At 70.4% G+C, this 25,691-nt stretch carries 23 protein-coding genes; 5 read left to right on the top strand and 18 right to left on the bottom strand.

Annotated features, from left to right (window positions below; genetic code table 11):
* Window positions 1-154 precede the first annotated feature (154 nt).
* The 7 genes from ACFY3I_RS34365 to ACFY3I_RS34335 all read right to left on the bottom strand — a co-directional run bounded on the left by ACFY3I_RS34365 (window position 155) and on the right by ACFY3I_RS34335 (window position 8,601).
* The gene (locus tag ACFY3I_RS34365; protein ID WP_390864913.1) at window positions 155-1,276 is read right to left on the bottom strand and encodes a Gfo/Idh/MocA family protein; all 1,122 of its coding nucleotides are present in this window, start codon (window positions 1,274-1,276) and stop codon (window positions 155-157) included.
* Window positions 1,273-2,019, bottom strand: a complete 747-nt coding sequence (locus ACFY3I_RS34360) for a sugar phosphate isomerase/epimerase family protein (RefSeq protein WP_390864912.1) — start codon at window positions 2,017-2,019, stop codon at window positions 1,273-1,275. Before ACFY3I_RS34360 ends, ACFY3I_RS34365 begins: the two co-directional genes overlap by 4 nt.
* Window positions 2,020-2,135: 116 nt before the next feature.
* Window positions 2,136-3,332: a Gfo/Idh/MocA family protein gene (locus ACFY3I_RS34355; protein WP_390864911.1), complete on the bottom strand. Its 1,197-nt coding sequence runs from the start codon at window positions 3,330-3,332 to the stop codon at window positions 2,136-2,138.
* 52 nt (window positions 3,333-3,384) lie between these two features.
* Window positions 3,385-5,076, bottom strand: a complete 1,692-nt coding sequence (locus ACFY3I_RS34350) for an extracellular solute-binding protein (protein ID WP_390864910.1) — start codon at window positions 5,074-5,076, stop codon at window positions 3,385-3,387.
* A 131-nt stretch (window positions 5,077-5,207) separates the two neighbouring features.
* Entirely contained in the window at window positions 5,208-6,182 is a 975-nt protein-coding gene (locus ACFY3I_RS34345; protein WP_390864909.1) for a carbohydrate ABC transporter permease, read from the bottom strand.
* Entirely contained in the window at window positions 6,182-7,168 is a 987-nt protein-coding gene (locus ACFY3I_RS34340) for an ABC transporter permease (RefSeq protein ID WP_390864908.1), read from the bottom strand. The genes ACFY3I_RS34345 and ACFY3I_RS34340 overlap by 1 nt, the downstream gene beginning before the upstream one ends.
* A 410-nt stretch (window positions 7,169-7,578) precedes the next feature.
* Window positions 7,579-8,601 (bottom strand): LacI family DNA-binding transcriptional regulator, encoded by a 1,023-nt coding sequence (locus tag ACFY3I_RS34335; protein WP_390864907.1) that lies wholly within the window; start codon window positions 8,599-8,601, stop codon window positions 7,579-7,581.
* A gap of 323 nt (window positions 8,602-8,924) precedes the next feature.
* Here ACFY3I_RS34335 and ACFY3I_RS34330 point away from each other — a divergent pair, with 323 nt between their 5' ends.
* Window positions 8,925-10,097, top strand: coding sequence for a helix-turn-helix transcriptional regulator (locus tag ACFY3I_RS34330; RefSeq protein WP_390864906.1), 1,173 nt, complete (start codon window positions 8,925-8,927; stop codon window positions 10,095-10,097).
* 66 nt (window positions 10,098-10,163) lie between these two features.
* Here the strand turns inward: ACFY3I_RS34330 and ACFY3I_RS34325 are convergent, their stop codons facing one another.
* The 9 genes from ACFY3I_RS34325 to ACFY3I_RS34285 form a co-directional block, all read right to left on the bottom strand.
* On the bottom strand, window positions 10,164-10,982 hold the full coding sequence (locus tag ACFY3I_RS34325) for a hypothetical protein (RefSeq protein WP_390864905.1): 819 nt from the start codon (window positions 10,980-10,982) through the stop codon (window positions 10,164-10,166).
* Window positions 10,983-11,181: 199 nt separating this feature from the next.
* On the bottom strand, window positions 11,182-13,248 hold the full coding sequence (locus tag ACFY3I_RS34320) for a glycoside hydrolase family 52 protein (protein ID WP_390864904.1): 2,067 nt from the start codon (window positions 13,246-13,248) through the stop codon (window positions 11,182-11,184).
* Between the two features lie 183 nt (window positions 13,249-13,431).
* Complete coding sequence (locus ACFY3I_RS34315) at window positions 13,432-14,271, bottom strand: alpha-galactosidase (protein WP_390864903.1); 840 nt, start codon at window positions 14,269-14,271, stop codon at window positions 13,432-13,434.
* Between the two features lie 137 nt (window positions 14,272-14,408).
* On the bottom strand, window positions 14,409-15,410 hold the full coding sequence (locus ACFY3I_RS34310; protein WP_390864902.1) for an aldo/keto reductase: 1,002 nt from the start codon (window positions 15,408-15,410) through the stop codon (window positions 14,409-14,411).
* A gap of 35 nt (window positions 15,411-15,445) precedes the next feature.
* Window positions 15,446-16,219: a ChbG/HpnK family deacetylase gene (locus ACFY3I_RS34305; protein WP_390864901.1), complete on the bottom strand. Its 774-nt coding sequence runs from the start codon at window positions 16,217-16,219 to the stop codon at window positions 15,446-15,448.
* Between the two features lie 631 nt (window positions 16,220-16,850).
* Window positions 16,851-17,687 carry an oxidoreductase gene (locus tag ACFY3I_RS34300; protein ID WP_390864900.1) on the bottom strand — a complete coding sequence of 279 codons (837 nt, stop codon included), beginning with the start codon at window positions 17,685-17,687 and terminating at the stop codon, window positions 16,851-16,853.
* A gap of 103 nt (window positions 17,688-17,790) precedes the next feature.
* Window positions 17,791-18,354: a TetR/AcrR family transcriptional regulator gene (locus ACFY3I_RS34295; RefSeq protein WP_390864899.1), complete on the bottom strand. Its 564-nt coding sequence runs from the start codon at window positions 18,352-18,354 to the stop codon at window positions 17,791-17,793.
* A 164-nt stretch (window positions 18,355-18,518) separates the two neighbouring features.
* A complete protein-coding gene (locus ACFY3I_RS34290) occupies window positions 18,519-19,163 on the bottom strand; it encodes a DedA family protein (RefSeq protein WP_390864898.1) in 645 nt (214 codons plus the stop codon).
* Entirely contained in the window at window positions 19,160-19,888 is a 729-nt protein-coding gene (locus tag ACFY3I_RS34285) for a class I SAM-dependent methyltransferase (RefSeq protein WP_390864897.1), read from the bottom strand. Before ACFY3I_RS34285 ends, ACFY3I_RS34290 begins: the two co-directional genes overlap by 4 nt.
* A gap of 132 nt (window positions 19,889-20,020) precedes the next feature.
* Between ACFY3I_RS34285 and ACFY3I_RS34280 the strand changes: the two genes are divergently transcribed.
* The 3 genes from ACFY3I_RS34280 (at window position 20,021) to ACFY3I_RS34270 (ending at window position 22,642) form a co-directional block, all read left to right on the top strand.
* Window positions 20,021-21,166, top strand: a complete 1,146-nt coding sequence (locus ACFY3I_RS34280; RefSeq protein ID WP_390864896.1) for a sensor histidine kinase — start codon at window positions 20,021-20,023, stop codon at window positions 21,164-21,166.
* Window positions 21,163-21,813 carry a response regulator gene (locus tag ACFY3I_RS34275; RefSeq protein ID WP_390864895.1) on the top strand — a complete coding sequence of 217 codons (651 nt, stop codon included), beginning with the start codon at window positions 21,163-21,165 and terminating at the stop codon, window positions 21,811-21,813. Before ACFY3I_RS34280 ends, ACFY3I_RS34275 begins: the two co-directional genes overlap by 4 nt.
* Before the next feature lie 214 nt (window positions 21,814-22,027).
* Window positions 22,028-22,642, top strand: coding sequence for a TetR family transcriptional regulator (locus tag ACFY3I_RS34270; protein WP_390864894.1), 615 nt, complete (start codon window positions 22,028-22,030; stop codon window positions 22,640-22,642).
* A 142-nt stretch (window positions 22,643-22,784) separates the two neighbouring features.
* Here ACFY3I_RS34270 and ACFY3I_RS34265 read toward each other — a convergent pair whose 3' ends face one another.
* Complete coding sequence (locus ACFY3I_RS34265) at window positions 22,785-23,942, bottom strand: alkane 1-monooxygenase (protein WP_390864893.1); 1,158 nt, start codon at window positions 23,940-23,942, stop codon at window positions 22,785-22,787.
* Between the two features lie 337 nt (window positions 23,943-24,279).
* On the opposite strand from ACFY3I_RS34265, the gene ACFY3I_RS34260 reads away from it, so the two are divergent.
* Window positions 24,280-24,744, top strand: coding sequence for an SRPBCC family protein (locus ACFY3I_RS34260; RefSeq protein ID WP_390864892.1), 465 nt, complete (start codon window positions 24,280-24,282; stop codon window positions 24,742-24,744).
* 65 nt (window positions 24,745-24,809) lie between these two features.
* Here ACFY3I_RS34260 and ACFY3I_RS34255 read toward each other — a convergent pair whose 3' ends face one another.
* Complete coding sequence (locus ACFY3I_RS34255; RefSeq protein WP_390864891.1) at window positions 24,810-25,664, bottom strand: NAD(P)H-binding protein; 855 nt, start codon at window positions 25,662-25,664, stop codon at window positions 24,810-24,812.
* Window positions 25,665-25,691 lie beyond the last annotated feature (27 nt).

The following is a 25,691-nucleotide window of genomic DNA, read 5'->3' as shown; positions in this document are numbered from 1 at the left end:
GGGGGGGGGGGGGGGGGGGGGGGGGGGGGGGGCCGGGGGGGGGGGGGGGGGGGGGGGGGGGGGGGGGGGGGGGGGCGGGGCGCGCCCCCGGGGGGGGGGGGCCCCGGGGGGGGGGGGGCCCCCCCCCGGGGGCCGGGGCCGGGTCCTGTGGTGCTCAGGGGATCAGGGTTCCGGCGTACGGGTCCCAGTCCTCGGGCAGCGGCTCCGGGGCCTGGCAGCGGCTCTCCACGACCACCGGCTGGGAGGCGTCCGCCGCGGTGCTGATCGCCTCCATCACGTCGAGGACGTGCAGGGCGAGTTCACCCGAGGCCCGGTGCGGCACACCCGCCCGGATCGAGCGCGCCATGTCCACCACGCCGATCCCCCTTCCCGCCACCGCGCCGGCCGCCTTCTCCTGACGGCTCGGGCCTCCGTCCTCGATGCGGGTGGCGCCGTCGAAGTGGTTCGGGTCGGGCATGACCAGCGTGGCGTCCATGCCGGTGATCTCCACGAATCCGAGCCGGAGCTGCGGCGACTCGAAACTGAACACGGCGGTGGCGGAGCGGGAACCGCCGAACTCGAGCAGGGCCGAGACATGGGTCGGCACGGTGACCTCGAAGTCGGTTCCCGCCCGCGGCCCGGAGCCGATGACCCGGCGTTCCCGGGAACGGGTGGCGACCGCGCTCACCCGGTGCACCGGTCCGAAGACGTTGACCAAGGCGGTCAGGTAGTAGGGGCCCATGTCGAAGAGCGGGCCGCCGCCGGCCCGGAACAGGAACTCCGGGCTGGGATGCCAGGATTCGGGGCCGGCGGTCTGCATCAGGCTCAGCGCCGAGAGGGGAGCGCCGATCGCGTCCTGGCGGATCAGCCGCAGTGACGTCTGCACACCCGCGCCGAGGAACGTGTCGGGGGCGCCGCCGACCCGCACACCTGTCGCGGCGGCGGCCTCCAGCAGCTCACGGGCGCTGTCGGTGTCGCCGGTGAGCGGCTTCTCGTTCCACACGTGTCGGCCGGCGGCGACCGCCGCGCGTGCGACCTCGGCGTGCGCGGCCGGGACCGTGAGATTCACGACCAGTTCGACGTCGGGGTGGCCGAGCGCTTCGGCGACGCCTCCCGAGGCCGGAACGCCGTACCGCTCGGCCTGAGCGCGTGCCCGTTCCTCGTCAAGATCGGCGCAGATCAGGACGCGCAGGTCGGGGAAGGCCGTGAGAGTGGTGAGGTACTGGTCGCTGATGACGCCGCACCCGATGACGGCCACGCCCATCGGGCCGCTGCGGTCGCGGCGGTGCTGGTTCACCGGACACCGTCCGAGGTCAGGTAGGCGAGGCTCTGCGCCATCGCGTCGAAGAGATCGGTCGCGCACTGGTCGAGCTCGACGATGTGCCACTCCACGGCGGGCGCGGCGGCGAGGATCTCCGGTACCGGCATCCGTCCGCTGCCGACGGCCACCTGCGGGTCCTCCTTGTTGACGGGACCATCCTTGACGTGGAGGTGGCGCACGCGGTCGCCGAGGCGGCGCAGCAGGCCGGGGACGTCCTGGCCGCCGGTCGCGGCCCAGTAGGTGTCCACCTCCAGCAGCACGTCGGTGTCGAGGAGATCGGCCAGGATCTCCAGCGCCGGCCGGCCGCCGTGCAGGGTGGAGAGCTCGAAGTCGTGGTTGTGGTAGCCGATCCGCAGACCGTGGTCGGCGGCGGCACGGGCGGCCGCGTTGATCTCGGCCGCCACCGCGGCGATCGACTCCCGGTCGGCGAAGCGTTCCGGGGCCACGTACGGCAGGATCGCGGTGTCGGTGCCGACGACGGTGAGCGCCCGGAAGATCTCGGTCTGCCGCTCGCCCGTGACCCAGGCATGCGCGCTGCACGCCTTCAGGCCGAACTCGTCGAGTTCCGCGCGCAGTCCGTGGGGGTCGCCGAGTACGTCGTACGGCTCGACGCCGGGGTATCCCATCTCGGCGAGGCGGCGCAGGGTGCCGCGCCGGTCGGCGGTCATGGCCTTGTCGAGGCCGTAGAGCTGGACGGCCAGCGGGGTGGTCGCGGTCAAGTCGGTGTCTCCTCGGGTGCGGTGGCGACGCGGGTCTGGGTGACGGTGGTGGCGGACGGACGGCCGCCGACCGGGGAGGACGGCCGGGGGCCGGCCGGAGGCAGAGGCCCGACGGATCAGGCCGGAGCGTCTCCGAAGTCCCGGACGTGCAGCTGTGCGCCGCCTTCGAGGGCGGAGCGGTGCGCGACCAGCCCGGGGAGCGTGTAGCGCGCGGCGGTCCAGGCGTTGACCGGCGGCAGGTTCCCGCTCAGGCAGGCGGAGACGAAGTCGTCGGCGAGGAACTGGTGGGAGCCCTCATGGCCGTTGGGACGTCCGGCGAACTCGGCGGGCAGCCGGCCGGTGTCGTGGACGGGCGCGAAACCGCTGACGAACGCGTCGCGCAGCGACGGGTCGATGTCGGCGAGCGAGGCGTCGTCCAGACGGGCGGTCGGGACCGTACGCATCAACTCCTCGATGTCCTCCGCCTTTCCGCGGTCCTGCCACAGGGTGCTGGTGGCGAGCTGCTCGAAGCTGCCCTCGGTGCCGAAGAACCGGAACCGGGATTCGCGCATCGGCGAGGGGTAGCCGACACGGCGCATCTCGTTGGTGCGTACGACGCCGCCGTCGGCGGTACGGAACAGGGCGGTGGCGTTGGAGAAGTCGTTGCCCCAGCGGCTGACCTCGCGGTCGAAGACGCCGTCGCCGCGGGTGTCGCTCACGCCGAGGCAGGACACCGACGTGACGTGCGAGCCGGTGACCGCCAGCACTCCGCCCAGGGCGTGGGTCGGGTAGTACATGGGCGGGAAGCTCGCGGTCTCCTTCCAGCGGTCGCCGCCGCTGAAGCGGTAGGCGTCGTAGAAGCCGAGGTCCATGTCGTGGACGTAGTCGCCCTCGGCGTAGAAGATGTCGCCGAACGCGCCCTCGGCCCGGCGCCCCCGGCAGTACACGGCGGCCGGGTTGTAGTAGCTGGTCTCGCCCATCATGTAGGTGAGCCCGGTGCGGCGCACCGCGTCGACGATGGCTTCGATCTCCTGCTCGGAGACGGCCATCGGAACGCTGGAGTAGACGTGTTTGCCCGCCTCCAGGGCCTGGACGACGAGCGGGCCGTGCGTCCAGCGCTGCGTGAAGACGGCGACGGCGTCGACGTCCGAGGACAGCATGTCCTCGTAGGACGCGTAGGTGGTGGCGACGGAGTGGCGCGCGGCCTCGCTCGCCAGGCGCTCGGGCAAGGCCTCGGTGAGGCGGACGTCGTGGACGCCGGGGTGGGCCTGGAAGAGGGGGATGAACGCGCGGGCGAACTGCCCGGCGCCGACGACGCCGATGCTGATGGTCACGGTATTGACTCCTGCGAGGGGATGTGCGGGCTGCGTGCGGTGCGGCCGGGGGTCAGCTCTTCTTGGCCAGGGCCTTCTCGTACTCGTCGCGCATCTGGTCGCCGCCCTGCTTCTTCCAGTCGCTGCGTGCTTCGGCGAGGGCACCGATGGGCTTGCGACCGGTGACGACGGCGATCATGAGGTCGTCGATGATCTGCTTGAGCACGGGGGTCTTGGAGATGGAGGTCTCGGAGTAGAGGTTGACCACCGGGTTGGGCTCACTGACCGGCATGGCGTCGTTCAGGAAGGACTGGGCGTCCCGGGCGACCTGGGCGGGCCGGCCGGCGAAGAAGAAGTTGAGTTCGGAGGGCTGGCACATGTAGGCCATGCTCAGCTCGGACAGCCGGTGCGCGTCGGTGGTCGGCTTCGGGGATCCGTCCTGGGTGTAGGTGAAGTGGTAGTTCTCGACGCCGTAGTTGACGAAGGTGTACTCCTTGCTGCCGAACGGAGCCGCGAAGTAGTCGCACACCCGCAGGATCTCGCGGACCTTGTCCTTGTCGCCGCTCAGCTTCGAGGGAATGCTGTAGTACCCCCAGTAGCCGGTGTCCTGGGAGATCAGCGGCTTGCCTCCGTCGAAGCCGGGCGGCAGCATCGGCTGGAGGTCGGCGCCGGGGCTGTTGCGCTGGATGACACCGAGGTCGCCGCCGACGGCGACCATGCCGTTGAAGCCTTCCGCGTGCATGCCGATCGAGCCGTCCAGGAACTTCTGGCGCTGCTGGTCCCAGGGCATGGTGGGGGCGTCGGGGTGGAAGGCGCCGCCGATCCAGAGCTTGCGCATGTACGCGAGCATCGCCTCCCACTCGTCGGTCTCGTGATCCTTGACGAGCCTGCCGCTCTTCTGCAGACGCCAGGTGGACGGTACGCGGTACATCGCGGCGAAGAAGCCGCTGTTCAGGTCGGAGAGGCCCCACGTCTTGCCGCCGGAGCCGGCCGGGTGGGACTTGGTGAACGCGGTGAGCAGCGTGTACACGTCGTCGGCGTTCTTCGGCATGTCCATACCGAGCTTCTTGCGCCAGTCCTCGCGGTAGAAGGCGACGTTGTTGACGAGCGGGGTCGGACGGGGCACGCCGAATATGCCCCCGTTGATGGAGCTGTTGCGCCAGGCCCATGCGGGCAGCCGGGCGAGGTTCGGGTAGTCGAGGATGGCCTTCCCGCCGACGTAGTCGGAGAGTTCGGTGAACGCGCCCTGCTTGACGCTGCGGTCGATCGCCGGCGAGTAGTAGTGGTTCACGTTGAACAGGTCGGGCATGTCGCCGCTGGCGATGATGGTCTGGGCGCGGTCGCCGATGTCTGCGCCGCCGACGAGGGTCGGCTTCCAGGTGACGCCGAGCCGCTTCTCCAGCTCCTGCCACCAGCGGTTGCTGCCGTGGCCGGGGGGCTGGGTGGTGGCGAGTTGCGTCAGCGCCGTCATCGTGCCGCCGCGGCCCGGGGCCTTGGCGACCGAGGTGAACTGCTCGGCGGCCGAGGGGTAACGGTCGTACGCGGCGGGGACCCCGACGACGGGGACGCGGTGCTCGCCCGGGATCGGGCTGGGGGACGGGCCGGCGGCCGGGGTTCTGAACGCCTCGCCGGGGGCGTGGCTCGTGCCACCGCCACCGCTGCCGCAGGCGCTGAGGGTGAGTCCGGCACCGATGCCGAGCGCGCCGGTGAGCACGGCGCGACGGGAGGGTCCGGAGGACGCGGAGGGTACGTTCGGCAGTCTCATGCGCGTGGTCCTTCGTGGTCGGTGAGCGGATGGGCGGACGTGAGCGGTTCGGCGCATGCCGGACCTCGCCGCCGGGTGGGCTGCGTCGTGGAGTGCGGGAGATCCGGGGCCTGCGAGGGGCGTGGTCGGGCTCAGCCCTTGACCGCGCCGACGAGGATTCCCTTGGTGAAGAAACGCTGCACGAACGGATAGACGATCAGGATCGGCAAGGTCGCCACGACGGTGATCGCCATCTGCAGGGTCTGCGGCTGCGGCAGCGGCTGGTTCGGGTTGGACGCCAGTTGCGTCATCGACTCGCCCTGGAGCACGAACTGGCGCAGCACCAGCTGGATCGGCCACTTGGCCGTGTCGTTGAGATAGATCATGGCGCTGAAGAAGTCGCTCCAGAGCGCGACGGCGTAGAACAGCGAGACCACGGCGATCACGGCCTTGGAGAGGGGCAGCACGATCCGCCAGAGGATCTGCCATTCGCTCGCGCCGTCGATGCGCGCCGAGTCGAAGAGCTCGGCGGGCAGGTCCATGAACGCGTTCCGGACCACGACGAGGTTGAAGGCGTTGACGGCGTTCGGGATGATCAGCGACCAGTAGCTGTCGAGCATGCCCAACTGCTTCACCAGAAGGTAGTTGGGGATGATGCCGGCGCTGAAGAACATCGTCCCGAGGACGAGCCAGAGGACGAAACGGGATCCCGGAACGTCGCGGGTGCGGGACAGCGAGTAGGCGGTGAGCACGGTCAGCGCCATCGACACGACCGTGCCGACGGCGGTGACCAGGATGCTGACGATCAGCGCCCGGGTGACCAGCCCGCCCGCCAGGATGGTCTGGTAGGACTCCAGCGACCAGTGCTTGGGCCACGGGAGCAGGCCGTTGCCCGATACGTCGTTCTGGTCGCTGAGGCTGACGGCCAGGATGTAGACCATCGGGTAGAGCACGACCAGGCATATCACGGCCAGGACGAGGCCCTTGGCGATCGCCGCGGGCAGCGAGGGCCGCTCGGACCAGGCGGGGCGTTCGGCGCCACCGCGTCGCGGACGCGTGGTGCGGCGGGGCTTGTCGGTCTGCGGGACGGTGGCCGCCGGGCGGGGGCGTGTCGTGGTGCCGGCCATCAGAAGGCCCCTTCCGAACCGGTGCGCTTGACGAGTTTGTTGGCGACGACGACGAGGACGGTGCAGATGGCCCCCTTGAGAAGGCCGGCCGCGGTGGCGAGCCCCCAGTCGCCGCCGACGACGCCCCGGGTGTAGACGAAGGTGTCCAGGACCTGTGCGGTGGCGGCGCCGACGGTCTTCTGCTGGAGCAGGATCTGCTCGAAACCGACGGTCAGGACGTTGCCCAGGCGCAGGATCAGCATCAGGACGAGGACGGCCCGCAGGCCGGGCAGCGTGACGTGCCACATGCGCCGCCAGGGTCCGGCGCCGTCGGCGGCCGCAGATTCGTAGAGCTGGGAGTCGATACGGGTGATCGCGGCCAGGAAGATGATGGTGTTCCAGCCGGTCTCCTTCCAGATCACCTGCGCCGTGATCAGGGACTTGAACCAGTGCGGATCGTTCATGATCGCGAGCGACTGCGTCCCGTGAGTGGTCATCAGGTCGGTCAGCAGGCCGTCACCGCCGAGGAGTTGCTGGAAGATCGCGATGACGATCACCCAGCTGATGAAGTGCGGCAGGTAGACCACGGCCTGGACCCAGCGCTTGATCCGTTCGCTCATGAGGCTGTTGAGCAGGATCGCCAGGGCGATCGGCGCGGGGAAGGCGAAGACGATCTGGAGGAAGCTCAGGACGACGGTGTTCTGTGCCGCGGTGATCAGCTGCGGGTCGCTGAACATCGAGGTGAAGTTGTGGAACCCGACCCACTGGCTCCCGGAGAAGCCGAGGAAGGGCGAGTAGTCCTGGAACGCCGCGACGTTGCCCAGCAGCGGGACATAGCGGAAGACCACGAAGTACAGCAGGCCGGGCAGCATCATCAGGTACATCATCCGCGCCCGCCACATGCGGGCGGCGAGTGATGTCGCCGGGTGGCCGGGCCGTCGGCGGCCCTTCGCGGACCGCTCGGTGCCGATCGGTTCTCGTTCGGTGGCGACCGGTTGTATGGACATCGTGTTCCTTCCCTGCCTGCCGTGTCCCGGAGGCGTCCGGGTGCGGCGTGAGGTGCGCAGGACCGGCATCACCGGCCCGTCCGAACCAGCGGTGCCGACGGTGCCGAGCTGGTTTCGGCGTGGGGCCGAAAGAGTTCTGCGGGTGGACGGGTGCGGCGGAGACGGCTCCGTGCAGCCATGTCCGGAGAGGTGTCCGCCGGTCAGCGTGTGATCTCGACGGCAGTGAGGCTCCGCCCGGCCGCCCCTGCCTGTCAAGGCATCGCGCACAGGTTTCGCCTTGTTTCCGAAAATCAATCCGGTGAGAGGCCGTGACGGCTGGCGGATCGTGCCGCCGGCGGACGATCGTCCATGTCACGTTCCGTCAAGTCGCAGCCGCCGAGACCGAGTCGGCAGGACCGTGGGAGACGCGCTCAGCCGGCCGGCGGTGCGGTGCTCCCCCGCACGATGAGCTTGGTCGCCAGTTCCATCCGCTGGGGTTCCGAGGAGGTACGGTCGCGCTGCATGAGGATGCGCACCGCCGTCTCGGCCATCGCGGCGAGCGGCTGACGCACCGTCGTCAGGGGCGGCGCCGTCCACTGCGTGAAGGGCACGTCGTCGAAGCCGACCACGCTCAGGTCGTGCGGGACGGCCAGGCCGTGCTCGGCGGCCGCCTTGATCGCACCCATGGCCAGCACGTCGTCGCAGGCGAACACCGCGGTGGGCGGCTCGGGCAGGTCCAGCAGTTCGGACATGAGGCGGTGCCCCGATTCCTCCTGGAACTCCCCGGTGCGCACCAGCTCGGGCAGGACCGGCACGCCGTTGCGGGCGAGCGCCGCGTAGTACCCGTCGAGGCGCGCCCTGGCACACCAGTGCTCCGGCGGACCGCCCAGACAGGCGATGGCCCGGTGTCCCAGTTCGACCAGGTGCAGCGTGGCGTCCAGTCCGCCCTGCCAGTTGGTCGCGCCCACCATGTGGAATCCGGGCTGCGGTTCGCCCACGGGGTCCAGCAGGACGCACGGGATGCCCGCGTCCAGCAGTTCGCGCTCGGCCACGGTGAGTGAGTCGAGCACGACGATCAGCCCGTCGGTGCCGCGCCGCAGCACCTGGTCGATCCAGCCGGACTCCGCCGTCCCGCGCAGCTGCCGGGTCGTGATGGCCACGCTGACCGCGTGCTCGGCTGCGGCTTCGACGGCGCCGCGGGCCAGCTCCGCCGACCACGAGCTGGACATGTTGTCGATCAGCATGTCGACGATGCCGACGCGTCGCCGGGTCGACGCCGGCTGGTAGCCGTGGCGGACCAGGAGGCTCTGGACTTTGCTCCGGGTCTGGGCGGAGATGTCACCGCGTCCGTTGAGGACCTTGGAGACGGTGGCCACCGAGACTCCCGCGTCCGCCGCGACCGCGGCGAGGGTAGTCCGGCCCGCCCGGCCGGTGCTCGGCGTGTCGTCTGTCATGTGGCAGTTCCTCTCCTGTGGGCGCGCCGGGATCGCCCGTCCCCGTGGACCTGTCGTCCCGCGCCGCGGTCGGCGCGACGAATGCCGCTCAGCGTCGCACGGATGTTGACCGTCCCCAACGGGGCTCCTAGACTCCCGTCGGCAACGTTACCGAAACTTTTCCTTCATCGGGTGAGCCGAACACGGCGTGACCGTGCCAGAGTTGGCGAGCGTCGACACCGGAAGGTGCCGCGGGCCGCCGGCAGTCGAGCACGGGCCGGCCCTCCCCGAAATCAGCCGCGCAGCCCGTGAACGGGTCCGGGTTTGGGAGGTATCACGTGTCCATGGTCCCAGCAGCACCGGCGCCGGCCCGGGTCACGGCCGGCCGGGCCGTCGCCCTGCCGATCCTCAAGTCCGGCCCGGGTGTTCGACCGGCCCGTGACCCGCGCACCAGGCACCCGGCGGATCGGCCGAGGCAGCCCGAACGGTTCGCCCACGGCAGGCCGTTCCACGTCGGCCCCCGCACGGCCGCGGAGACCGGCCAGAAGCGCTTCCGGACCTCGCGGGGAGCCGAGGGCGGCTCCCCTCCCGCGGGAGAGCGGGTGTGGCGGCTGGTCTGGTCGATCGGGACGGCGCAGCCGCCACGGTCGGCCGGCCCGGCCGACGTCGATCACCGGCCGCTGCTCCCGGCGGGCGCCGTGGCCCTGGTGCCTCCCCACCGCATGGACTGGATCGAGGCGGCGTCGGCCACCGGCACGCTCGGAGAAGTGGCGTTCTGCTGGCCCGGCACTCCGCCGGAGCAGGCGCAGCCCTGGGTCCGGCTGCCGCGCTCCCCCGATCCCTCGCCGGTGCTTCTGGACTACCTGCTGTGGCTGGGCAGGGCCCGCACCGGACGCTGGCAGGAGATGGCCGCGCAGTCTCTGTGGATGGTGCTGTCGCTCCTGCTGGAGGGCGGCACGCAGGCGGGCCCGAGCGGCGCTGAGCCGGTGGGCGAACCGGCACCGCGCACACCTGCCGGGAGCCTCCCCGGCCGTCCGCCCGTGCTCACGGTGCGCGCGTCCGACTCCGTCCCCGGGGGGTACGCCGAGGAAAACGCCACGGACCTGGCGAGGGCCGGGCTCGCCAGGGCCAGACCCGAACTCGCCGCGGCCCTCGGATACGTCCGCGAGGCCTGGAGCCTGGGGCCGCGTCCGCTGACTCTCGCGGAACTGGCGGGCGCCGCGTCCGTGTCCCGGGGGCATTTCGCCCGGATGTTCCAGGCGCACTTCGGCATCGGTGCCGTCACCGCCCTGGAGCAGGTCAGGCTCGCCCGCGCCGAAACCCTGCTGCTCGCGGGCGATCTGAATGTCTCTCAGGTAGCACGGGCCTGCGGGTTCGCCGATCCACTGCACTTCTCGCGGCGCTTCCGCGCCACCCACGGTCTCGCTCCGCAGGTCTTCCGGCAGGATCCGCTGGCGGCGGCGCAGCGGTGCGACGGGCCGGCCGTGCAGACCCTGCTGCGGCTCGTCGGCCTCTGAGCCGGCGCGCGCCGAGGCCGCCGCCCGCGTGCACGGCGGACGGCGGCCTTGGCGCCGTCGCGGACGTCAGTAGACGTCGACGGCGTAGTTCGAGGTCGTGGTCGTGCCCGAACCGCGCCAGATCTCGTGGCCTGCCTGGACGCTGACGAGGTAGAGGTTCCGGTCGAGCCAGCCGACGTTCGCCGAGTAGTCCATGAAGTCACGCAGGCTCAGGTTGCTGACGCTGGAGGTCTGCTGGGTCCGCACGAAGCTGATGACCTGCCATGTGCCGTAGCTGCGGTAGACGTCCCAGCCGGCACCGCCCAGGTCGACGGTGGCGACCTTGTCGGCGGAGGAGGGAATCGTGCCGTCGCTGTAGTTGAGGAAGACCATCACCTCGTTCTGCGGCTGGCCGGTCGGGTTCTGGGAGGGGTCGATCCACATGTCGTAGATCGAGTCGCCCTTCCAGTCGCTCGCGTTCACGGAGAAGTCCCAGCTGGTCAGGATCTCGTGCTCGTCGCCCAGGCGTACCGGGAAGCCTCCGTGGTCGGGGTTGGCGTATCCCCACTGCCAGCCGCTCACGACCGAGGGGAAGGCCTTGATGTGCCACTCGTCGTCCGAGATCGACCCGTTGTTGTACCAGTTGAAGCTCGACGCCCAGTTGCTGCCGCCCTGAGCGTCGTCGTGGGAGACGCACTGGTTGCCGTAGCCCCAGCCGTTGTAGGTGTTTCCCCATTCGCTGTTGTGCGCGTAGTACTTGCCGTACATGACGGTGCCCTCGACGTCGCAGTTCTGCTGGGTGGCGGCCTGTGCCGGGGTGGTGGCCGCGCCCGCGAGCAGGAGGCCCGCGAAGGCGGCGGCGGTCAGACCGGTGCGAAGTCCGGCGGCTCGGCGGAAGAGGTTCACTGGTCGGCTCCCTCGGTTCATGGACTCGGAGTGAGGCGGGAGACGGGCGTGCGCGGCTGCGACCGCCCCGGGTCGGTGTGCCGGGCGGCCTACGGGGCCCGTCGGTGTTCCGCTGTCCAGGATGGCCGCGCCCCGGACGTCCTCCCATGACGAATGGGCGCGGCCACATGGACGATGGTGTGCCGGCGGGCACCGGTGTTCAGCGCTCCGAGAGCCAGACGACGGCCGTGACACCACGCGGGTAGTAACGGCTGCCGGCGGCCACACCGGCGATCATCTGGTCGCTCCAGGACCAGCGCGACTCGGTGGGATGACGCAGCCACGCGGCATGCGCGCGGTCCGCCGCGGCCATGTCCTCGTCGTCGGGCAGACCGAGCAGGGCACGGGCGGCGAACTGGCACAGGTAGATCTTCGACAGCCACGAGTTGTCGCTGGTCTGGGAGAGCTTCCAGCCGCCGTCGTCGAAGCGGCAGCGGCCCGAGTCCAGTACGGCCCGAAGATGGTCGCGCAGGACGGCGGCCAGCCGGGGTTCGGACCGGATGTCGGTTCCGGTCAGGTGGGCCAGGGCGAGGCCCTCCACCACCGGGATGATCCGGGCCCCCTCCGGATCGTCCAGCAGCGCGGGCAGGGTGCCGTCCGCGCCGACCGCCGCGGTCAGCGTCTTGACCGCGCGGTCGGCCCGGAAGCGGGCCTCCTCGGCCGCGGGGGTGTCGCCGAGCGCGCGAAGCGCGCGCTCCAGCCACCGGTAGGCGGCCCAGCCCTTGACGGCCATGTACGTACTGGAACGGGCTTGTCCGAGCGAGGTGTCGAGGCTGTCGTAGGTGGTGATCTCTGCGCCGCCCGCCACGCGGTCGGAGTCGACGGTCTGCACGCCGGTGGCGCCTGGGTCGCGGGCGAGCATGCTGTCCAGGCAGTCGCGCAGCGCCGAGGCCCGTCGGGTGCACCATTCGATGTCCCCGGTGCCGGTGTAGACAGCGGCGGCCAGCACCCAGTTGAGTAGTTGCTCGCCCGTCATATAGGAGAAGCAGTCGGTGAGGCCGGGGCGTTCGTAGGAGGAACTTCCGGGTGGTGACCAGACGTTGGCGACACCCATGTCGTGGGTGAAGCTGATGCCGTACCGGTCGCTGTAGCTGTACAGCTCCAACTGCCGGTCCACAACGTTGCGCAGCGTCCAAGGGTGCTGGCGGACCTCGAAGAATGACTGGTCGACGGTGAGGTCGAGGGTGTTCATCATCCGGAACTCCCCCTCGTTGACGACCCAGACGGGTCGCCCTTCGGCGTCCTCCAGCAGTTCGCTGCTGCCGTAATAGCTGCGGATCGCGAGGGCCAGCATCCAGGCGCGCTCCTCGCTGAGCGACGTCGCGCCGAGGTCGTCGGCGGCCCTTCGCCAACGGGCCAGCAGTGTCTCGAAGTTGCCGAGCGCCGCAGACGCCACCGCGTCCAGGTCCGCGTAGTAGCGGTTGTACAGGTATCGGCAGCGTTCGGGGGCGGTGACGTGGTCGGCTTCGTGGAAGCACACCGCGAGCCGGTGGGTGCGGCGTTGTCCGGCCGGCACCTCGAAGACGAGCAGGCCCGTCTGGCCGAGCCCGAATCCGGCCGGCTGGGAGTGTCCGTCGCCGAGGAGGAAGGGGATGTCGAAGCCGATCGCGGTGCGTGCGTCCGGGGCATCGGTGACGATCGCCGTGCGGATGCCTTCACCGACACCGGTGAGGCCCGGTGCCTGCAGGTGACGCATGCCGGAGTACGGGTCGGACCCCGCATAGCCGACGAACGCACGGAGCGGGGCGGTGCCGGAGGTGTTGTCGACGGTGAACTCGGCCAGTACGGCGGGCAGTACAGCCAGCCGCAGTTCCGGGTCGGCGTCGCGTTGCCCGGCGTCGGGATCTCCGGGGCAGGGGGGTTCGGGCAGGGCCCCGAGCGGCGAGTGGACGGCGAAGTCGAGCGGGCCGGCCGTCCAGCGGTCGGTGACCGCGTCCAGGGTGCGCCGGACGCGGTCGGCGGGCAGCGCGGTGAGCGGGCCCGTCGACTCGGCGGTGCGCCCGTCTTCGCCGCCCTGGAAACGCGCCAGGGGATCACCGTCGTCGGTGGCGAAGAAGGGCAGGGCGACGAAGCTGCCGGAGCCGGGCGCGTCCTCCACGGCGATGTACACGTTCTGGCCGGCGGGACCGGCGAGGCCGAGACCGAGGCCGCCGTTCGAACCGGGATGGCCGAGCGTGAAGGAGGCATGGGCCCCCATCGGGCTGTGCTGGACGTTGGTGAGATCCACGGTGGTGCGCTCCTGGGAAGAAGGCCGGTCCACAGACGCGGTGCGCGCGTGACGCGGCAGGCGCTCCGCCGGCGGGGTGTCGGAGGGAGGGAAGAGGCGGTCCGGGCGCCGGACTTGTCAGCCGACGATCAGCGGGGCCAGGTCGGGCGCGCGATCCCGAGGCCGGCCTCGGTGCGCGACCGGTCACCGAACCAACCGGGTCCTCGTGCTCCACCGAGAGGACGCCGTCGAAGGGGAACGCGAGGCGGTTCTCGCGGCCGACGCCCGCGTGGCCGACGACGAGGGAGCCGAGCGTTCGCGGTCGGTCTCGAACGACAGGACTGCGCCGTCGTCGGTGTGCACAGCACTGCGGGATCTCTCGGGGCCGCGGATGTCGAAGGCGCGGCCGAATCGGGCGAGCACACGGGTGATGCGGTGGCCGGCGAGGTGTTCCGTCAGGTCGGACCGGTGCACGCCGAAGGCGCGGTTGCCGCCGCCGAGCCGGGGGTCGACCCGCCGGCTTCTCGAGGTGCGGTCCCCCGTCAAGCCCTGGGGGCAGGGACCGTGCGGGAGCCACAGCCCGGCGTCCGGTTCTTTGGCGATATGGGTGACGGCGTACACCGCACCGTTCATGATCCATCTCAGCTGGTCCACCCCGTGGTCGCGGACCAGACGGTCGAGCCAGTCGTGCGCCCACGCGGAGACATCGGGCCGCCCGAAGTCCAGGACGAGCTGGTTGCGTGGTTGGGTGCTGTGGCGGCCCGGTTCGTTCAGTACCCAAGCGGGGTTGGCCCAGTGCAGGTCACTGTCCGGGACCCCGAAGCGGGCGCCGGCCTCGGCCGGATACTCCTCGGCGTGTTCGCCGTCGAAGTCGGTGGCGACCTCCGTGACGTACGGCAGGGTCGCGGCCCGCTCCGGGGTGAGCCGGGCGCCCCGGTGCAGGTACCGAAGCCGCCTCTCCTCGTCGAGACGGACGATGTGGGAGCCGGCGGGGGTGCCGGGCATCCACGGACGTGCGGCCGCGTCGTGGTGGACCTCGGTCATGAAGTCTCTCCTTGATGATCGACACCTCGAGCCTAGGTTTCCCGGCGGTGGGGCAGCATGGTGGATCGTGACCGATGGCCGCCGGTGAGAGAGGGTGTGACGGATCGCCGGGTCGGCTGACGGGGTCGGCCGCCCAGTCACTCGGCGGGCGCGTCGGCGTGCCGTCCGATCGCCGCGAGCTCCTCGTCGGTGAAGGAGGTGTTGCCGAGGGCGGCCACGTTGTTCTCGAGCTGGGCCACGCTGCTCGCACCGACGAGGGCGGAGGTGACCCTGCCGCCGCGCAGTACCCAGGCAATGGCCATCTGGGCCAGGCTCTGGCCGCGTTCGCGGGCGATCGCGTCCAGTGCGGCGATCCTGACCCGGGTCTCATCCCTGACCTGGGTCGCGGAGAGAAACGGGCTCGGGCCGGCTGCTCGGGAGCCGGCCGGGATCTCCTTCAGGTAGCGGTCGGTCAGCAGTCCCTGGGCCAGTGGCGAGAACGCGACGGATCCGACACCGAGTTCTTCGAGCGCGTCGAGCAGCCCCTCTTCCACCCATCGGTTGAAGATCGAGTACGAGGGCTGGTGCACGAGCAGCGGCACGCCGCGGTCGGCGAGGGCACGGGCGGCGGCCCTGGTCTGCTCCGGAGAGTAGTTGGACACGCCCGCGTGGAGCGCCTTGCCCTGGTGCACGGCGGTGGCCAGCGCCCCCATGGTCTCCTCGACGGGGGTCTCGGGATCGGGGCGGTGCGAGTAGAAGATGTCGACGTGGTCGAGGCCGGTACGCCGCAGGCTCTGGTCGAGCGAGGCGAGCATGTGCTTGCGCGAGCCCCATTCCCCGTAGGGGCCGGGCCACATGTCGAACCCCGCCTTGGTCGAGATCATCAGTTCGTCACGGTGCGGGCGCAGGTCGGCGGCGACGATCCGGCCGAGCGACTCCTCAGCGGCGCCCGGCTCGGGGCCGTAGTTGTTCGCGAGGTCGAAGTGCGTGATGCCGAGGTCGAAGGCTCTGCGAATGATGGCGCGTTGGGTCTCGAACGGTGTGTTCACCCCGAAGTTGTGCCACAGACCGAGGGAGACGCCAGGGAGTCGGAGACCGCTGTGGCCTGCCCGGTGGTACGTCATGGTGTCGTAGCGGGCAGGATCGGGTCTGTGCGGCATGGATGTCCTCTGCGAGAAGGCGGATGGCGGGGATGTCAGAACGCGGCCGCCAGAGCCACGTAGTCGGTGAGGTCGGCGCCGGCGGCACGGACGTCCGTCCACAGCGCGTGGTCGGCGAGCATCCGCCGGTCCGCGTCTCGGAGGGCGCCGACCCCGCCGTCGCGGAAGCCGATGCCGCGCAGGGCGCGCAGGTCGCCGTCGTCGCGACCCGGATGGGTGATCAGAACCCGCGGGCCGGGACCGGCCTTTCGGACGGCGTCCGGCAGCCAGGCCCCTGGCCGGTCGGTGTTCGGTACCTCGTTCGGCGGGCCGTCGAGCGGCGGGACCGTCCGGTCGGCGTCGATCAGGCCGTGCGCGGCGGCGACGGCACGGATCGCCTCCCCCGCGCCGCGCACCCAGCCGACGCCCATGTGCTCGTCGACGTAGCGGACGTCGAATCCCCATTCTCGGGCCCGCAGGAGCTGCGCCTCGATCTCGGCTCTTGCCTCGCGCGGGTCAACTCCCCCGCGCCGGTGCAGTTCCTCGGCGGTCCGTGGCAGGAAACCGTCGGTGTCGACGAGCGAGGGCACGGCACGGGCCGAAAGGACCGGGCGCCAACGGTACTGTTCCCACTCGCTGGTGAGCGTGACGTGCAGACCACGCACGACCGCGGGCAATGGTTTCAGGATCCGGGCAGCGTGAGCGGCGGCGGGGGCCGGAACCATGAGCGAGACACTGCGCGCGGCGGGACCGCGCAGAGCCTCACGGATCGATTCGTTCACGCTCTCGCTGAGCCCCGCGTCGTCGACGCGCACCACCAGACCGGTCACTTGGGCCTCTCCGTCCTGGGCCGCTCCGTCCGCGCCGCACCTCTGGCCCGTACCGGATCCGGCGGCCTGGCGCCTACCGGTGGACAGCCTTGTCCATGAGGGGTGGACCGGCCATGGTCCCGGTGATCAACTCCATGGACGACCGTGCCGAATCCGGACCTGGACCGCCCGTCCCGGAGAGCGGCCGGATGCGCGTCCCCACGACGGCGACCGTGACTGCGGGCGGCAGCGCCGTTTGAAGGGCCGCAGTCGACCGGCCGCGAGCGCCGGTCATCTTCTCGGTGGCCACGTGACAGCTGCCATCGGAATGGAGATGCAGGTGCCACGGGTGAGGGGCGTGAGAACTCATCGCGTGGCGGGCGGGGCCAGCCGGCGTGCGGCAGCGGACTCCATGACCGCGCAGATCACTCGGAGCCTGGTAATACTCCGTTGGAAGACGAGACGGAAGACGAGGTCGAGCCGGTCGCCGGGCGGCGTGACGCGATGGGCGGTGGACTAGCACCGCGGCTATTCCCCCGCGCGAATGAGAGGCAGGACGGAGGTCCCCGGGCCACAGGGCCGGGCATCGAGTCGCGAACGAAAACGGCGGGGCGGCGGCCCCCGTTCGCCGCCCGTAACGGGCCGCCGCTGGTCACCGTGCACCACCGAACTGCATGCGCAGATAGCTGTCGAAGACGCGTCCGCCCAGAAGCCGACGAGTGTGGACAAGTGCCTTGGCGGCCGGAGTGACCACGTAGCGCGTCCGGGGGTGCGTCGCCGTGAGGGCACGTTCTATGGCCTTGGCGACCGCCTCGGGGCCGGCCGACAGAAGGCGGGAGCGGTACGAGGCGGCCATCTGCTCGTCGACCGCGGCGTTGAGGCGGCTGTAGGGACTGCCGTGCCGGGATGACTCGGCAAGAGTGTGGGCGGCCGTGTCTCCGAACGCGGTGCGGATCAGGCCCGGTTCGATGAGACTCACCTTGATGTTGAAGGGAGCCGTCTCGAAGCGCAGGGCGTCGGTGAGGGCCTCGACGGCGTACTTGCTGGCGTGGTAATAACCGCCGCCGGGGAAGACCATGCGGCCCCCCATGGAACCCACATTGACGATCCGGCCGCTTCCCGCGGCGCGCATGCCGGGCAGGACGAGTTGTGTCAGACGGGCCAGGCCGAAGACGTTGGTCTCGAACTGGCGGCGTACGCCATCGAGGCCGGTCTCCTCGATCGTTCCGTATTCGCCGTAGCCGGCGTTGTTGACGAGGGCGCCCACCCGGCCGTGCTCGGCCTCGACGGAAGCGACCGCCTTGCGCATGGAGTCCTCGTCGGTGACGTCCAGTTCCAGCAGACGGGCGCCCGCCGGAGCAAGGGACTGAATGCTGTCCAGGCGACGAGCGGTTGCGTAGACGGTCAGATCCGTGCGGCGAGCGAGACGCTCTGCTGCGGCCCGGCCGATCCCGGATGAGGTCCCGGTGACGAGTACGGGGATGGTCATGATGACTTCCTTAGAAGGATGAAGCCGGTCGGGGTGAACTGGGTGGCTGCGCGGCTGCTGCTCCGTGCCGCCTGAGGCCTGGCTCATTTCGCGGAGACTCTCTTCACGGCCGGTAGCCGTCGATTCCCGTGGTGATCAGGGCGACGCCGTCGCGCAGGAGGCTCTCGGTGGAACGTGGGCCGTGGACACCTGTTTCCAGTCCGCGGGTGAACGCCAGCAGGATCTCGGCAAGGCTTGCCACGTCGCTGTGCGGATGCTCGGCCGCCAGGACAGAGGCCAGCAGCTCTCGCATGGCGCCGTCGAAGAGCTCGATCTTGTCTGCCGAGAGTCTGGAGTCCGGGCCGAGGAGCTCGGCGGCGTGTGCGGGACTGTCCTGCCACAGGCGTGCCACGAGCGCGAGCTTGCAGGCCAAGGCACCCGACAGGCGCTCGGTGAGCGATCCGGGGCCGCCTGCGGCCAGCGTGGCCTCGTGCAGGGTGTCTCCCAAGAGGCGCTCCGCCAGACGCCGGAACGCGTCTTCCTTGTTCCGCACGTACTGATACACCGCGGGTCGGGACATGCCCGCTTGCCGGGCTATGTCGTCCATCGTCGTGCGACGTACCCCGTGGCGGGTGAAACAGATGTAAGCCGCGTCCAGGATGGCGGCGACTCTCTCTTCCTCCAACATACTGACAAGTATTGCATCGAATGTCAGAACGTTGCACGGTCGCGTCGGTGTTGGGTGCGTGACGTGCGACACCCGGCCGGCCTCACCGGGCCGGCTCATGATCGAGGCTGCGAGTCGCTTCAGAACCTGACGAGCTGCCCCCTCGGCGGTGACCCGCCGGCCCCTCATCGAGCTACGGGACAGTCCCTGCGGGCGCGGGCGCGCGTGCGGGTGCGGGTGCGGTGCCGGATCCGGTGCGCGGCCATTGCGACGGCGGCGATCACTGCCGCGGCGGCGAGGGCCCGGCCGCCGTAGGCGAAGACGTGCTGGAAGGAAGTAGCCGCTGCGTATCCGGCCGTGGCCTCGGCACCGGCCCACAACGACGCGGCGAGCAGGCTGTAGGGGGCGATGCGCCGGTAGGGCAGGCGCGTCGCCCCCGCCAGGTGCGGGGTCAGGGTCCGTACGACGGGAACGAAACGGGCGAGGAACACGGCCTGTCCACCGCGCCGGGCCATGAGGGTGTGCGCCCGTTCCCAGGCGGCGGCGGGGATGCGCCGGCCGAGGCGGCCGGTGCGCAGGCGGCTGCCCAGCAGGTGCCCGGTGCGATGGCCGAGGGCGTCACCGGCCACGACCGCGCCCGCGGCGGCGGCGATGACCAGGACGAGGTTCAGGTCGCCGGCGTGGGCCAGGGCTCCGGAGGCAAGCAGGAGGGTCAGGGTCGGGACGAACGCGCCGAGCAGCAGTACGGACTCGGCGACCACTGCGGCGGCCAGGATCGTGTAGGCGACGGGCACGGGAACCTGGCCGATGAGTCCGGTCAGCGTGTTCACCGGACCACCGCGGACGGGATGGCCGGCGCCACCGGTACGGACGCACGAGTGGGGCGGCGCAGCTGCCAGACGTCGGCCGGGGGCAGGTTGCCCCAGACGGTCCAGCAGCCGGTGGCATACCGGCGCCGGTGACCGGCGAGGACTTCTTCCACGGCGCGATGACGGCGGGCCTCGGTGCGGGAGGCGGTCAGCGCGCGGGCGTACCGGGTGCCGCGGTAGGCGAAGTAGGTGAGGACGCCTCCGGGGTGGAGCATCTCCATGTACCGCTTCATGATCGTGTCGACCTGGGCGGGGGTGAAGTTGGTGAACGGCAGTCCGGAGACGATCACGTCGTAGGGGCGGCCGGTGTCGAGCTGTTCGACAAGGGCGTGGTGGACGCGGACCCGTTCTCCCTCGCCGGCCAGCCGCGGATGGGTGCGCACGAGGTGGCGCAGCCGGGCAGCGAAGCGCGCGTTGGCCTCGACGATGTCCAACCGGCTGCCCGGGGAGAGGCGGGAGACCAGGGTGCGGGTCACCGATCCGGTGCCCGCGCCCGCCTCCAGCACGTTCAGGGGCCGTGCTCCGTGCTCCTGGACCGGGTCGGTGAGCAGGCGGGCGAGTGCTCTGCCGCTGGGAGCGACGGCTCCCGTGGTGCGCAGATCGCGCGCCGCTTCGATGAGGAACATCCAGCCCTCGGCGTTGCGCTGCGCGAGAACACGGTCGTGTGAGGTGGTCCTGTGATCCATGTCTTCGACGCTAGAGACGCCCGCTCCCCTGCGGATCATCCCTTGTGCGACCGCCTTCCCCTACGAAAGTAGGGGGTCGTCCCGGCAGAAGGTCGGCAGTGAAACCGGCGGCCGCCTGTCTACGCTGCACAGGTGAACCGGGAACGCCATAGCTGGGCCGAGTACGGGCGCTGCGGACTGGTGGTGCTGCTGACCTTGGGTGCCGTGCAGAACGGGGCGTCGGCTTCCGGCGGTCATTACGTCACCCTCCGTAGCGCCGTGGCGCTGGCGTGCGGGGCGGCTCTGGTGTGGCGCCGGAGGCTCTGGTGGGTCGCTCCGACGCTGACGACAGCGGCCACCGGTGTGTGGGGGTGGCCCGTGCTGCCGGTGTTCCTTGTCGCCCTCTTCGACCTCGCCGAACGGCGGCGTGTCCGGGCAGCCGTGGTCTGCTCGGTGGTCGCGCTCGTCGGCAATGCCGTCCTGCGGCCGGCCGCGTCCTTGTGGATCCCGCAGCAGTACGGCTCCATGCTCTTCCTGCTGCTGGCCGTGATCGGCGGACTGTGGATGGGCAACCGGCGCCGCCTGGTCCAGGCGCTCCATGCCCAGGTGGAGCATCTGCGCACCGAACGGGAACTCCGTGAGCAGGCCACGCGGATGGCGGAGCGTTCCGCGATCGCCGCGGAGATGCACGATGTGCTCGCACACCGACTCAGCCTGATCGCTCTCCACACCGGCATCCTGGCCACCAGGAAGGACACGCTGCCCGAGCCTCTCATCGAACGGCTCAGCCTGCTGCGCACCGCCTCGACCGACGCCCTGACCGACCTGCGCGACGTGCTCGGCGCCCTGCGCACCACCGAGCCGGCGCATGCCGCGGATCCGCCCGCACCTGTCCTGCGTGACGTCGAGGAAGTGATCGGGCAGGCGCGGTCGGCAGGACAGAGAGTCAGCGTGACGGTGGAGGGCAGCCCGGCGCAGGCGCCCGCCGCGCACCGGTTGGCCGTCTACCGGCTCGTCCAAGAGGCGTTGACCAACGCCCGCAAGCACGCTCCGGACGCACCGGCTGACGTCCGCATCGCCTACGCGCCACCCGCCACCCTGGTCGAGGTCACCAACCCGCCCGGTACCGGCCTGGCGAGCGGACAACCGGTTCCCTCCGGTTTCGGCCTGATCGGCCTGCGCGAGCGGGTCGAAGCACTCGGCGGGCACCTGAGCGCCGGGCCCGGCGGCGCCGGAACCTGGCGCCTTGCCGCCCGCATCCCCCACCCCGTCACCCAACAGAACGGTCCCCGCACGTGATCCGCGCCATGGTCGTCGACGACGACGCCCTTGTCCGCCTCGGACTGACCGACCTCCTCGACAGCGACGACGCCATCGAGGTCGTCGCACAGGCCGCCGACGGACTCCATGCCATCGAGCAGGCCACCGCTCACCGCATCGACGTCGCACTGGTCGACGTCCGCATGCCCCGCATGGACGGCATCGCCGCCACCAAGCGCCTGCGTGCCCTGGCACACCCTCCGAAGGTCATCACCCTGACCACCTTCGACCTCGACCAGTACGTCTACGACGCGCTGGCCGCGGGCGCCGACGGCTTCCTCCTCAAAGACACCGACCCGGCCGAAATCCTGCGCGCCGTCCACCTCGTCGTCGCCGGCTCCGCCATGCTCCACCCCACCGCCGCCCGCCGCCTCATCGACCTCTACCACCACACGAGCCGCCCGCAGGCCACCCGGGCCCAGGCTCGCGTGGACGCCCTCACCCCACGCGAACGGGACGTCCTGTCCCTGCTCGCCCGAGGAGATACCAATGCCGACATCGCGAAAACCCTCGGCATGCAGGAAAGCACCGTGAAATCCCACGTCAGCCGCATCCTGACCGCCCTGGAGGTCACCAACCGTGTCCAGGCCGCGCTCTTGGCCCGCGACGCGGATCCCTCACTCTGAGCTCCGCCCCGCCCTCACCACCATCGAAAGCCCCCTGGCCCTGGCACAGCTGGGCCGTTTCCGGAGCTGCCGGGGACGGCCCGGACCCCGGTTGTGGCGAGGTGTGTCCGGAGTGCCGCAGACTTCTGGCATGGAGCCCGATCGTCCCGTGCCGATCCGTCGTCCGGTCACGACTGCCCCTCCCGATCCGCCCCGGGTGGCGTGGCGGAGGGAGATGCGTGAGCGGGTCCTCGAAGAGGCGTGGCAACTGGCGTCGAGGGAGGGGTGGGACCGGGTGCGGGTGGGTGATCTCGCCATGCGGGCCGAGGTGTCCCGGCCTTCGATCTACGCCGAGTTCGGGGACCGGGCGGGGATCGGTGCCGCGCTCGTGGAGCGTGAGTCGGGTCGCTTCCTGCTGGGGGTGGCCCAGGTTCTCGGGACGCACCGGCATGATGTGGCCGCGGCTTTGGAGGCGGGCGTGGCTCACGCTCTGGCGGAGAGCACCCGTAATCCCTTCGTCCGTGCGGTGATAGGGGCGGCCCAGGGCGGCACCGACGCTCTTCTTCCGTTCCTCTCCAGCCGGGCCGAACCGGTCTTCTCGCAGTCCTGGGACCTCGTGAACGCGTGGCTGGCCGAGGTCGCGCCCCACGTTCCCGCCGAGCTGCGCCTCGAAGCCACCGACCTCACCGTCAGACTGACGATCAGTCACATGCTGCTGCCGTCTCCCGACGTGCGGGCCTCGCCCGCGCGGGTGGCCCGTGCCGCGTGTGCCGTGCTGGGGCATGGAGGGCCGGGCACGGCAGAGCGGAATCCGGCACCGGCCGAGGTCCACGGCGTATCCGGATCGTAGCTGCCGTCGGACCCCTGGCTGCTCCCTCGGCGTGGGCGGCCGGCGGGAACACCGCGGCGGGGTCGCCCTCGGCCGGACGCCGCCACCGCGTCGGTCTGCCGGTGGTGCACGCTTCGGTCCATGGCCGCGTGGAGACGAAGAGTCATTCGTCGGAGCCGGCCACTGCTCGGGTGCCTCCCGTCGAGCGCATGCTGACGCGTGTCACATCGTCGCCGTAGTGCGCCAGCAGCCGGGGATCCATGACCCTGCGCCACAGGGGCGGGATCCAGGCCAGCACGATCATCGTGGCGTAACCGGACGGCAGTTGGGGTGCCTCGTCGAAGTGTCGCAGTGTCTGGTAGCGGCGCAGCGGGTTGGCGTGATGGTCGGAGTGGCGCTGAAGCTGGAACAGGAACAGGTTGCTGACCGTGTTGTTGCTGTTCCAGCTGTGTCGTGGCGCGACCCTTTCATAGCGCCCGTCCGGCAGTCGTCGACGCAGCAGCCCGTAGTGCTCCAGGTAGTTGACCGATTCCAGGAGACAGAAGCCGAGGACAGCCTGCAGGGCGAGGTAAGGCAGCACGGTCCAGCCGAACACGGCGGTCAGGGCTGAGAAGAGGGCTGCCGACAGCGCCCAGGCGGTGAGGATGTCGTTGTGCGGGCTCCACACCCGGCGCCCTCGTCGGGTCAGCCTGCGGCTTTCGAGAGACCAGGCGGAACGGGCACTGCCGATGACCGTGCGGGGCAGGAACTGCCAGAAGCTTTCGCCCATGCGGGAGCTGGCGGGGTCTTCCGGAGTGGCGACCCGTATGTGATGGCCGTGGTTGTGTTCCACGTAGAAATGCCCGTACCAGGTCTGGGCAAGAGCCATACGGCTCAACCGGCGTTCCAGCTTCTCCCGCTTGTGGCCCAGTTCGTGGGCGGTATTGATGGCCACACCGGCTACGACCCCGGTGGTCGCGGCCAGTCCGACGTGATCGGCGAGGGACAGTCCGCCGCGGGACCAGACCTCGCACGTCCACACGAGGGCACCGAACTGCAGAGGCAGGTACAGGTAGGTGCACCATCGGTAGTAGCGATCGGCCTCCAGCCGCTTCATCACCGCCTCGGGAGGATTGGCGCCGTCCCGCCCGAGGGCAGTGTCCACAACCGGAACCAGGACGAAGGCGAAAACGGGCCCCCACCACCAGAACACACCGAGACCGGTCAGCCCCACCAGGGCTCCGGCCTGGAAGGGAAGCGTGGGAACGGCCAGCGCGATCAGCCACAGATAGCGTCTGGGGTCTTTCCAGTGGATCGAGTCGACATCCGCTTGTCCCGACACGGGGCCTCCTTCGCGCAGGGGCGCGTGCTTCCGCCGGCCCCGCCCGGGACCCGGCGGAAGCACGCTTTTGTGGGGAGCCCCGAGAGTGCCACCACTGCTGCGCCGCTGACAAAGGTGGCGCCGTGTCAACGTTCTGATAGGCCGTCAGTATCGGTCCCGTGCTCTCTCACCGCGATCCGGGCGGCACGACGGGCCGCGAGGCCGACCACGGTGCACGCCGACGCCGGGCCATCACCGCCACCTCACCGGCCTGCATCCAGGAGCGCTCCCGTAGCGGAAGAAAGGGTGCGGCTGACGAATCTCAGCCCGCCGGCCGAACAACCGCGCGGAGGCGACGATGATTGAAGTAACACGCGTAGTGACCCTTCGGCATCCTCTCACCGACGTCGTACGCTATCTCTCCGATTTCTCACACACCGAAATGTGGGACCCAGGCACCGTTACCTGCGAACAGATCGGCAGTGCGCCGGTGGCCGTCGGCACCGAGTGGCACAATGTGTCACAGTTCCGGGGCCGCCGCACGGAACTGGATTACACCCTCACCCGCTTCGAAGAAGACCACCTCACTTTCGTCGGCCGCAACAAGACGGCCACGTCCACGGATGATCTGCGTTTCGAGGAGCACGCGGATGGCACGAGGCTGACCTACAGGGCACGAGTGGACTTCCACGGGCTGGCGCGGATCGCCACCCCTCTCCTGAAACGCGAATTCGAGCGCCTCGGCGACGAGGTGTCCGAGCGACTGCCGCAAGCGCTTGACGAGGCCATGAGCAGCCCGCCGAGGAGCGACTCGCCCCAGTGATCACGCGGAGAACGCGACTACCGGAGCCAGGTCAGGTTGATTACTTTCCAAGGCCTTGGTGATCGTCAAGAAATTTTTGCCGCAATCACCTCCGCGAGACGTGTGGTGGGGCGTCCGATGAGGCGGGCGAGATCGTCACCTCCTCCCTCGGCCAACCCAGCTGCCACAGCGGCCACGTCCACGTTGACGAGCATGTCCGCGGTTTCCGACGGCAGGCCCGTTTTCTCGAGGATGCCCTTGTAGACGTCGCCGGGCACATCCACGTATTTCACGGGCTTTCCGGTCTGACGCGCCAGCTCGGTGGCGTATTCGGTCAGCGTCCATGCCTCGTCCCCGCTCAGCTCGTACGCCCGGTTCTCGTGGCCGCCCTGAACCAGAACGGCCACCGCAGCGGCGGCGAGGTCCGCGCGAGTCGCTGCACCTATGCGCCCGTCCGCCGCGCTGCCGACGAGGCCGTGCTCCAGCTGGGCAGGAATCTGGTCCGTGTACACCTCGGTGTAGAAGGCGTTACGCAGCAGTGTGTACGGCACTCCCGAGTCGAGGATGATCTGTTCGGTCGCCTTGTGCTCGTCGGCGAGGGCGAATTTCGCCTGCGGGCAGCCGAGGAGGCTCGTGTACGCGATGCGGGCCACTCCGGCGCGCTCGGCCGCTTCGACCACGGCAGCATGCTGCGGCACCCGCCGGCCGATCTCGCTGCCCGAGATCAGCAACACGACATCGCCCGCACGGAACAGGCCGTTCAGCGTGCCGGGTTCGTTGTAGTCGGCTGTCTGCACCTCGACACCGGCCGCGGCGAGTGAGGCGGCCTTGGCCGGGTCACGCACGACCGCGACGATCCGCTCGGCGGGCACTTCCGCCAGAAGCCCCTCGATCACCAGTTTGCCCAGCTTGCCGGAAGCTCCCGTGACGACCATACGCATGAGATATCTGACCCATCTGTCATTCGA

It is taken from the genome of Streptomyces sp. NPDC001068 (genome assembly GCF_042897315.1).
Taxonomy (GTDB): Bacteria; Actinomycetota; Actinomycetes; order Streptomycetales; family Streptomycetaceae; genus Streptomyces.
This window is presented reverse-complemented; position numbering and strand designations above follow the sequence as displayed.

Bases quoted from the DNA above. Each gene is read 5' to 3' on its own strand.
- ACFY3I_RS34350 (WP_390864910.1), bottom strand. From the start codon at position 5,076: ATGAGACTGCCGAACGTACCCTCCGCGTCCTCCGGACCCTCCCGTCGC.
- ACFY3I_RS34345 (WP_390864909.1), bottom strand. From the start codon at position 6,182: ATGGCCGGCACCACGACACGCCCCCGCCCGGCGGCCACCGTCCCGCAG.
- ACFY3I_RS34340 (WP_390864908.1), bottom strand. From the start codon at position 7,168: ATGTCCATACAACCGGTCGCCACCGAACGAGAACCGATCGGCACCGAG.
- ACFY3I_RS34335 (WP_390864907.1), bottom strand. From the start codon at position 8,601: ATGACAGACGACACGCCGAGCACCGGCCGGGCGGGCCGGACTACCCTC.
- ACFY3I_RS34330 (WP_390864906.1), top strand. From the start codon at position 8,925: ATGGTCCCAGCAGCACCGGCGCCGGCCCGGGTCACGGCCGGCCGGGCC.
- ACFY3I_RS34315 (WP_390864903.1), bottom strand. From the start codon at position 14,271: ATGACCGAGGTCCACCACGACGCGGCCGCACGTCCGTGGATGCCCGGC.
- ACFY3I_RS34310 (WP_390864902.1), bottom strand. From the start codon at position 15,410: ATGCCGCACAGACCCGATCCTGCCCGCTACGACACCATGACGTACCAC.
- ACFY3I_RS34300 (WP_390864900.1), bottom strand. From the start codon at position 17,687: ATGACCATCCCCGTACTCGTCACCGGGACCTCATCCGGGATCGGCCGG.
- ACFY3I_RS34295 (WP_390864899.1), bottom strand. From the start codon at position 18,354: ATGTTGGAGGAAGAGAGAGTCGCCGCCATCCTGGACGCGGCTTACATC.
- ACFY3I_RS34285 (WP_390864897.1), bottom strand. From the start codon at position 19,888: ATGGATCACAGGACCACCTCACACGACCGTGTTCTCGCGCAGCGCAAC.
- ACFY3I_RS34270 (WP_390864894.1), top strand. From the start codon at position 22,028: ATGCGTGAGCGGGTCCTCGAAGAGGCGTGGCAACTGGCGTCGAGGGAG.
- ACFY3I_RS34260 (WP_390864892.1), top strand. From the start codon at position 24,280: ATGATTGAAGTAACACGCGTAGTGACCCTTCGGCATCCTCTCACCGAC.
- ACFY3I_RS34255 (WP_390864891.1), bottom strand. From the start codon at position 25,664: ATGCGTATGGTCGTCACGGGAGCTTCCGGCAAGCTGGGCAAACTGGTG.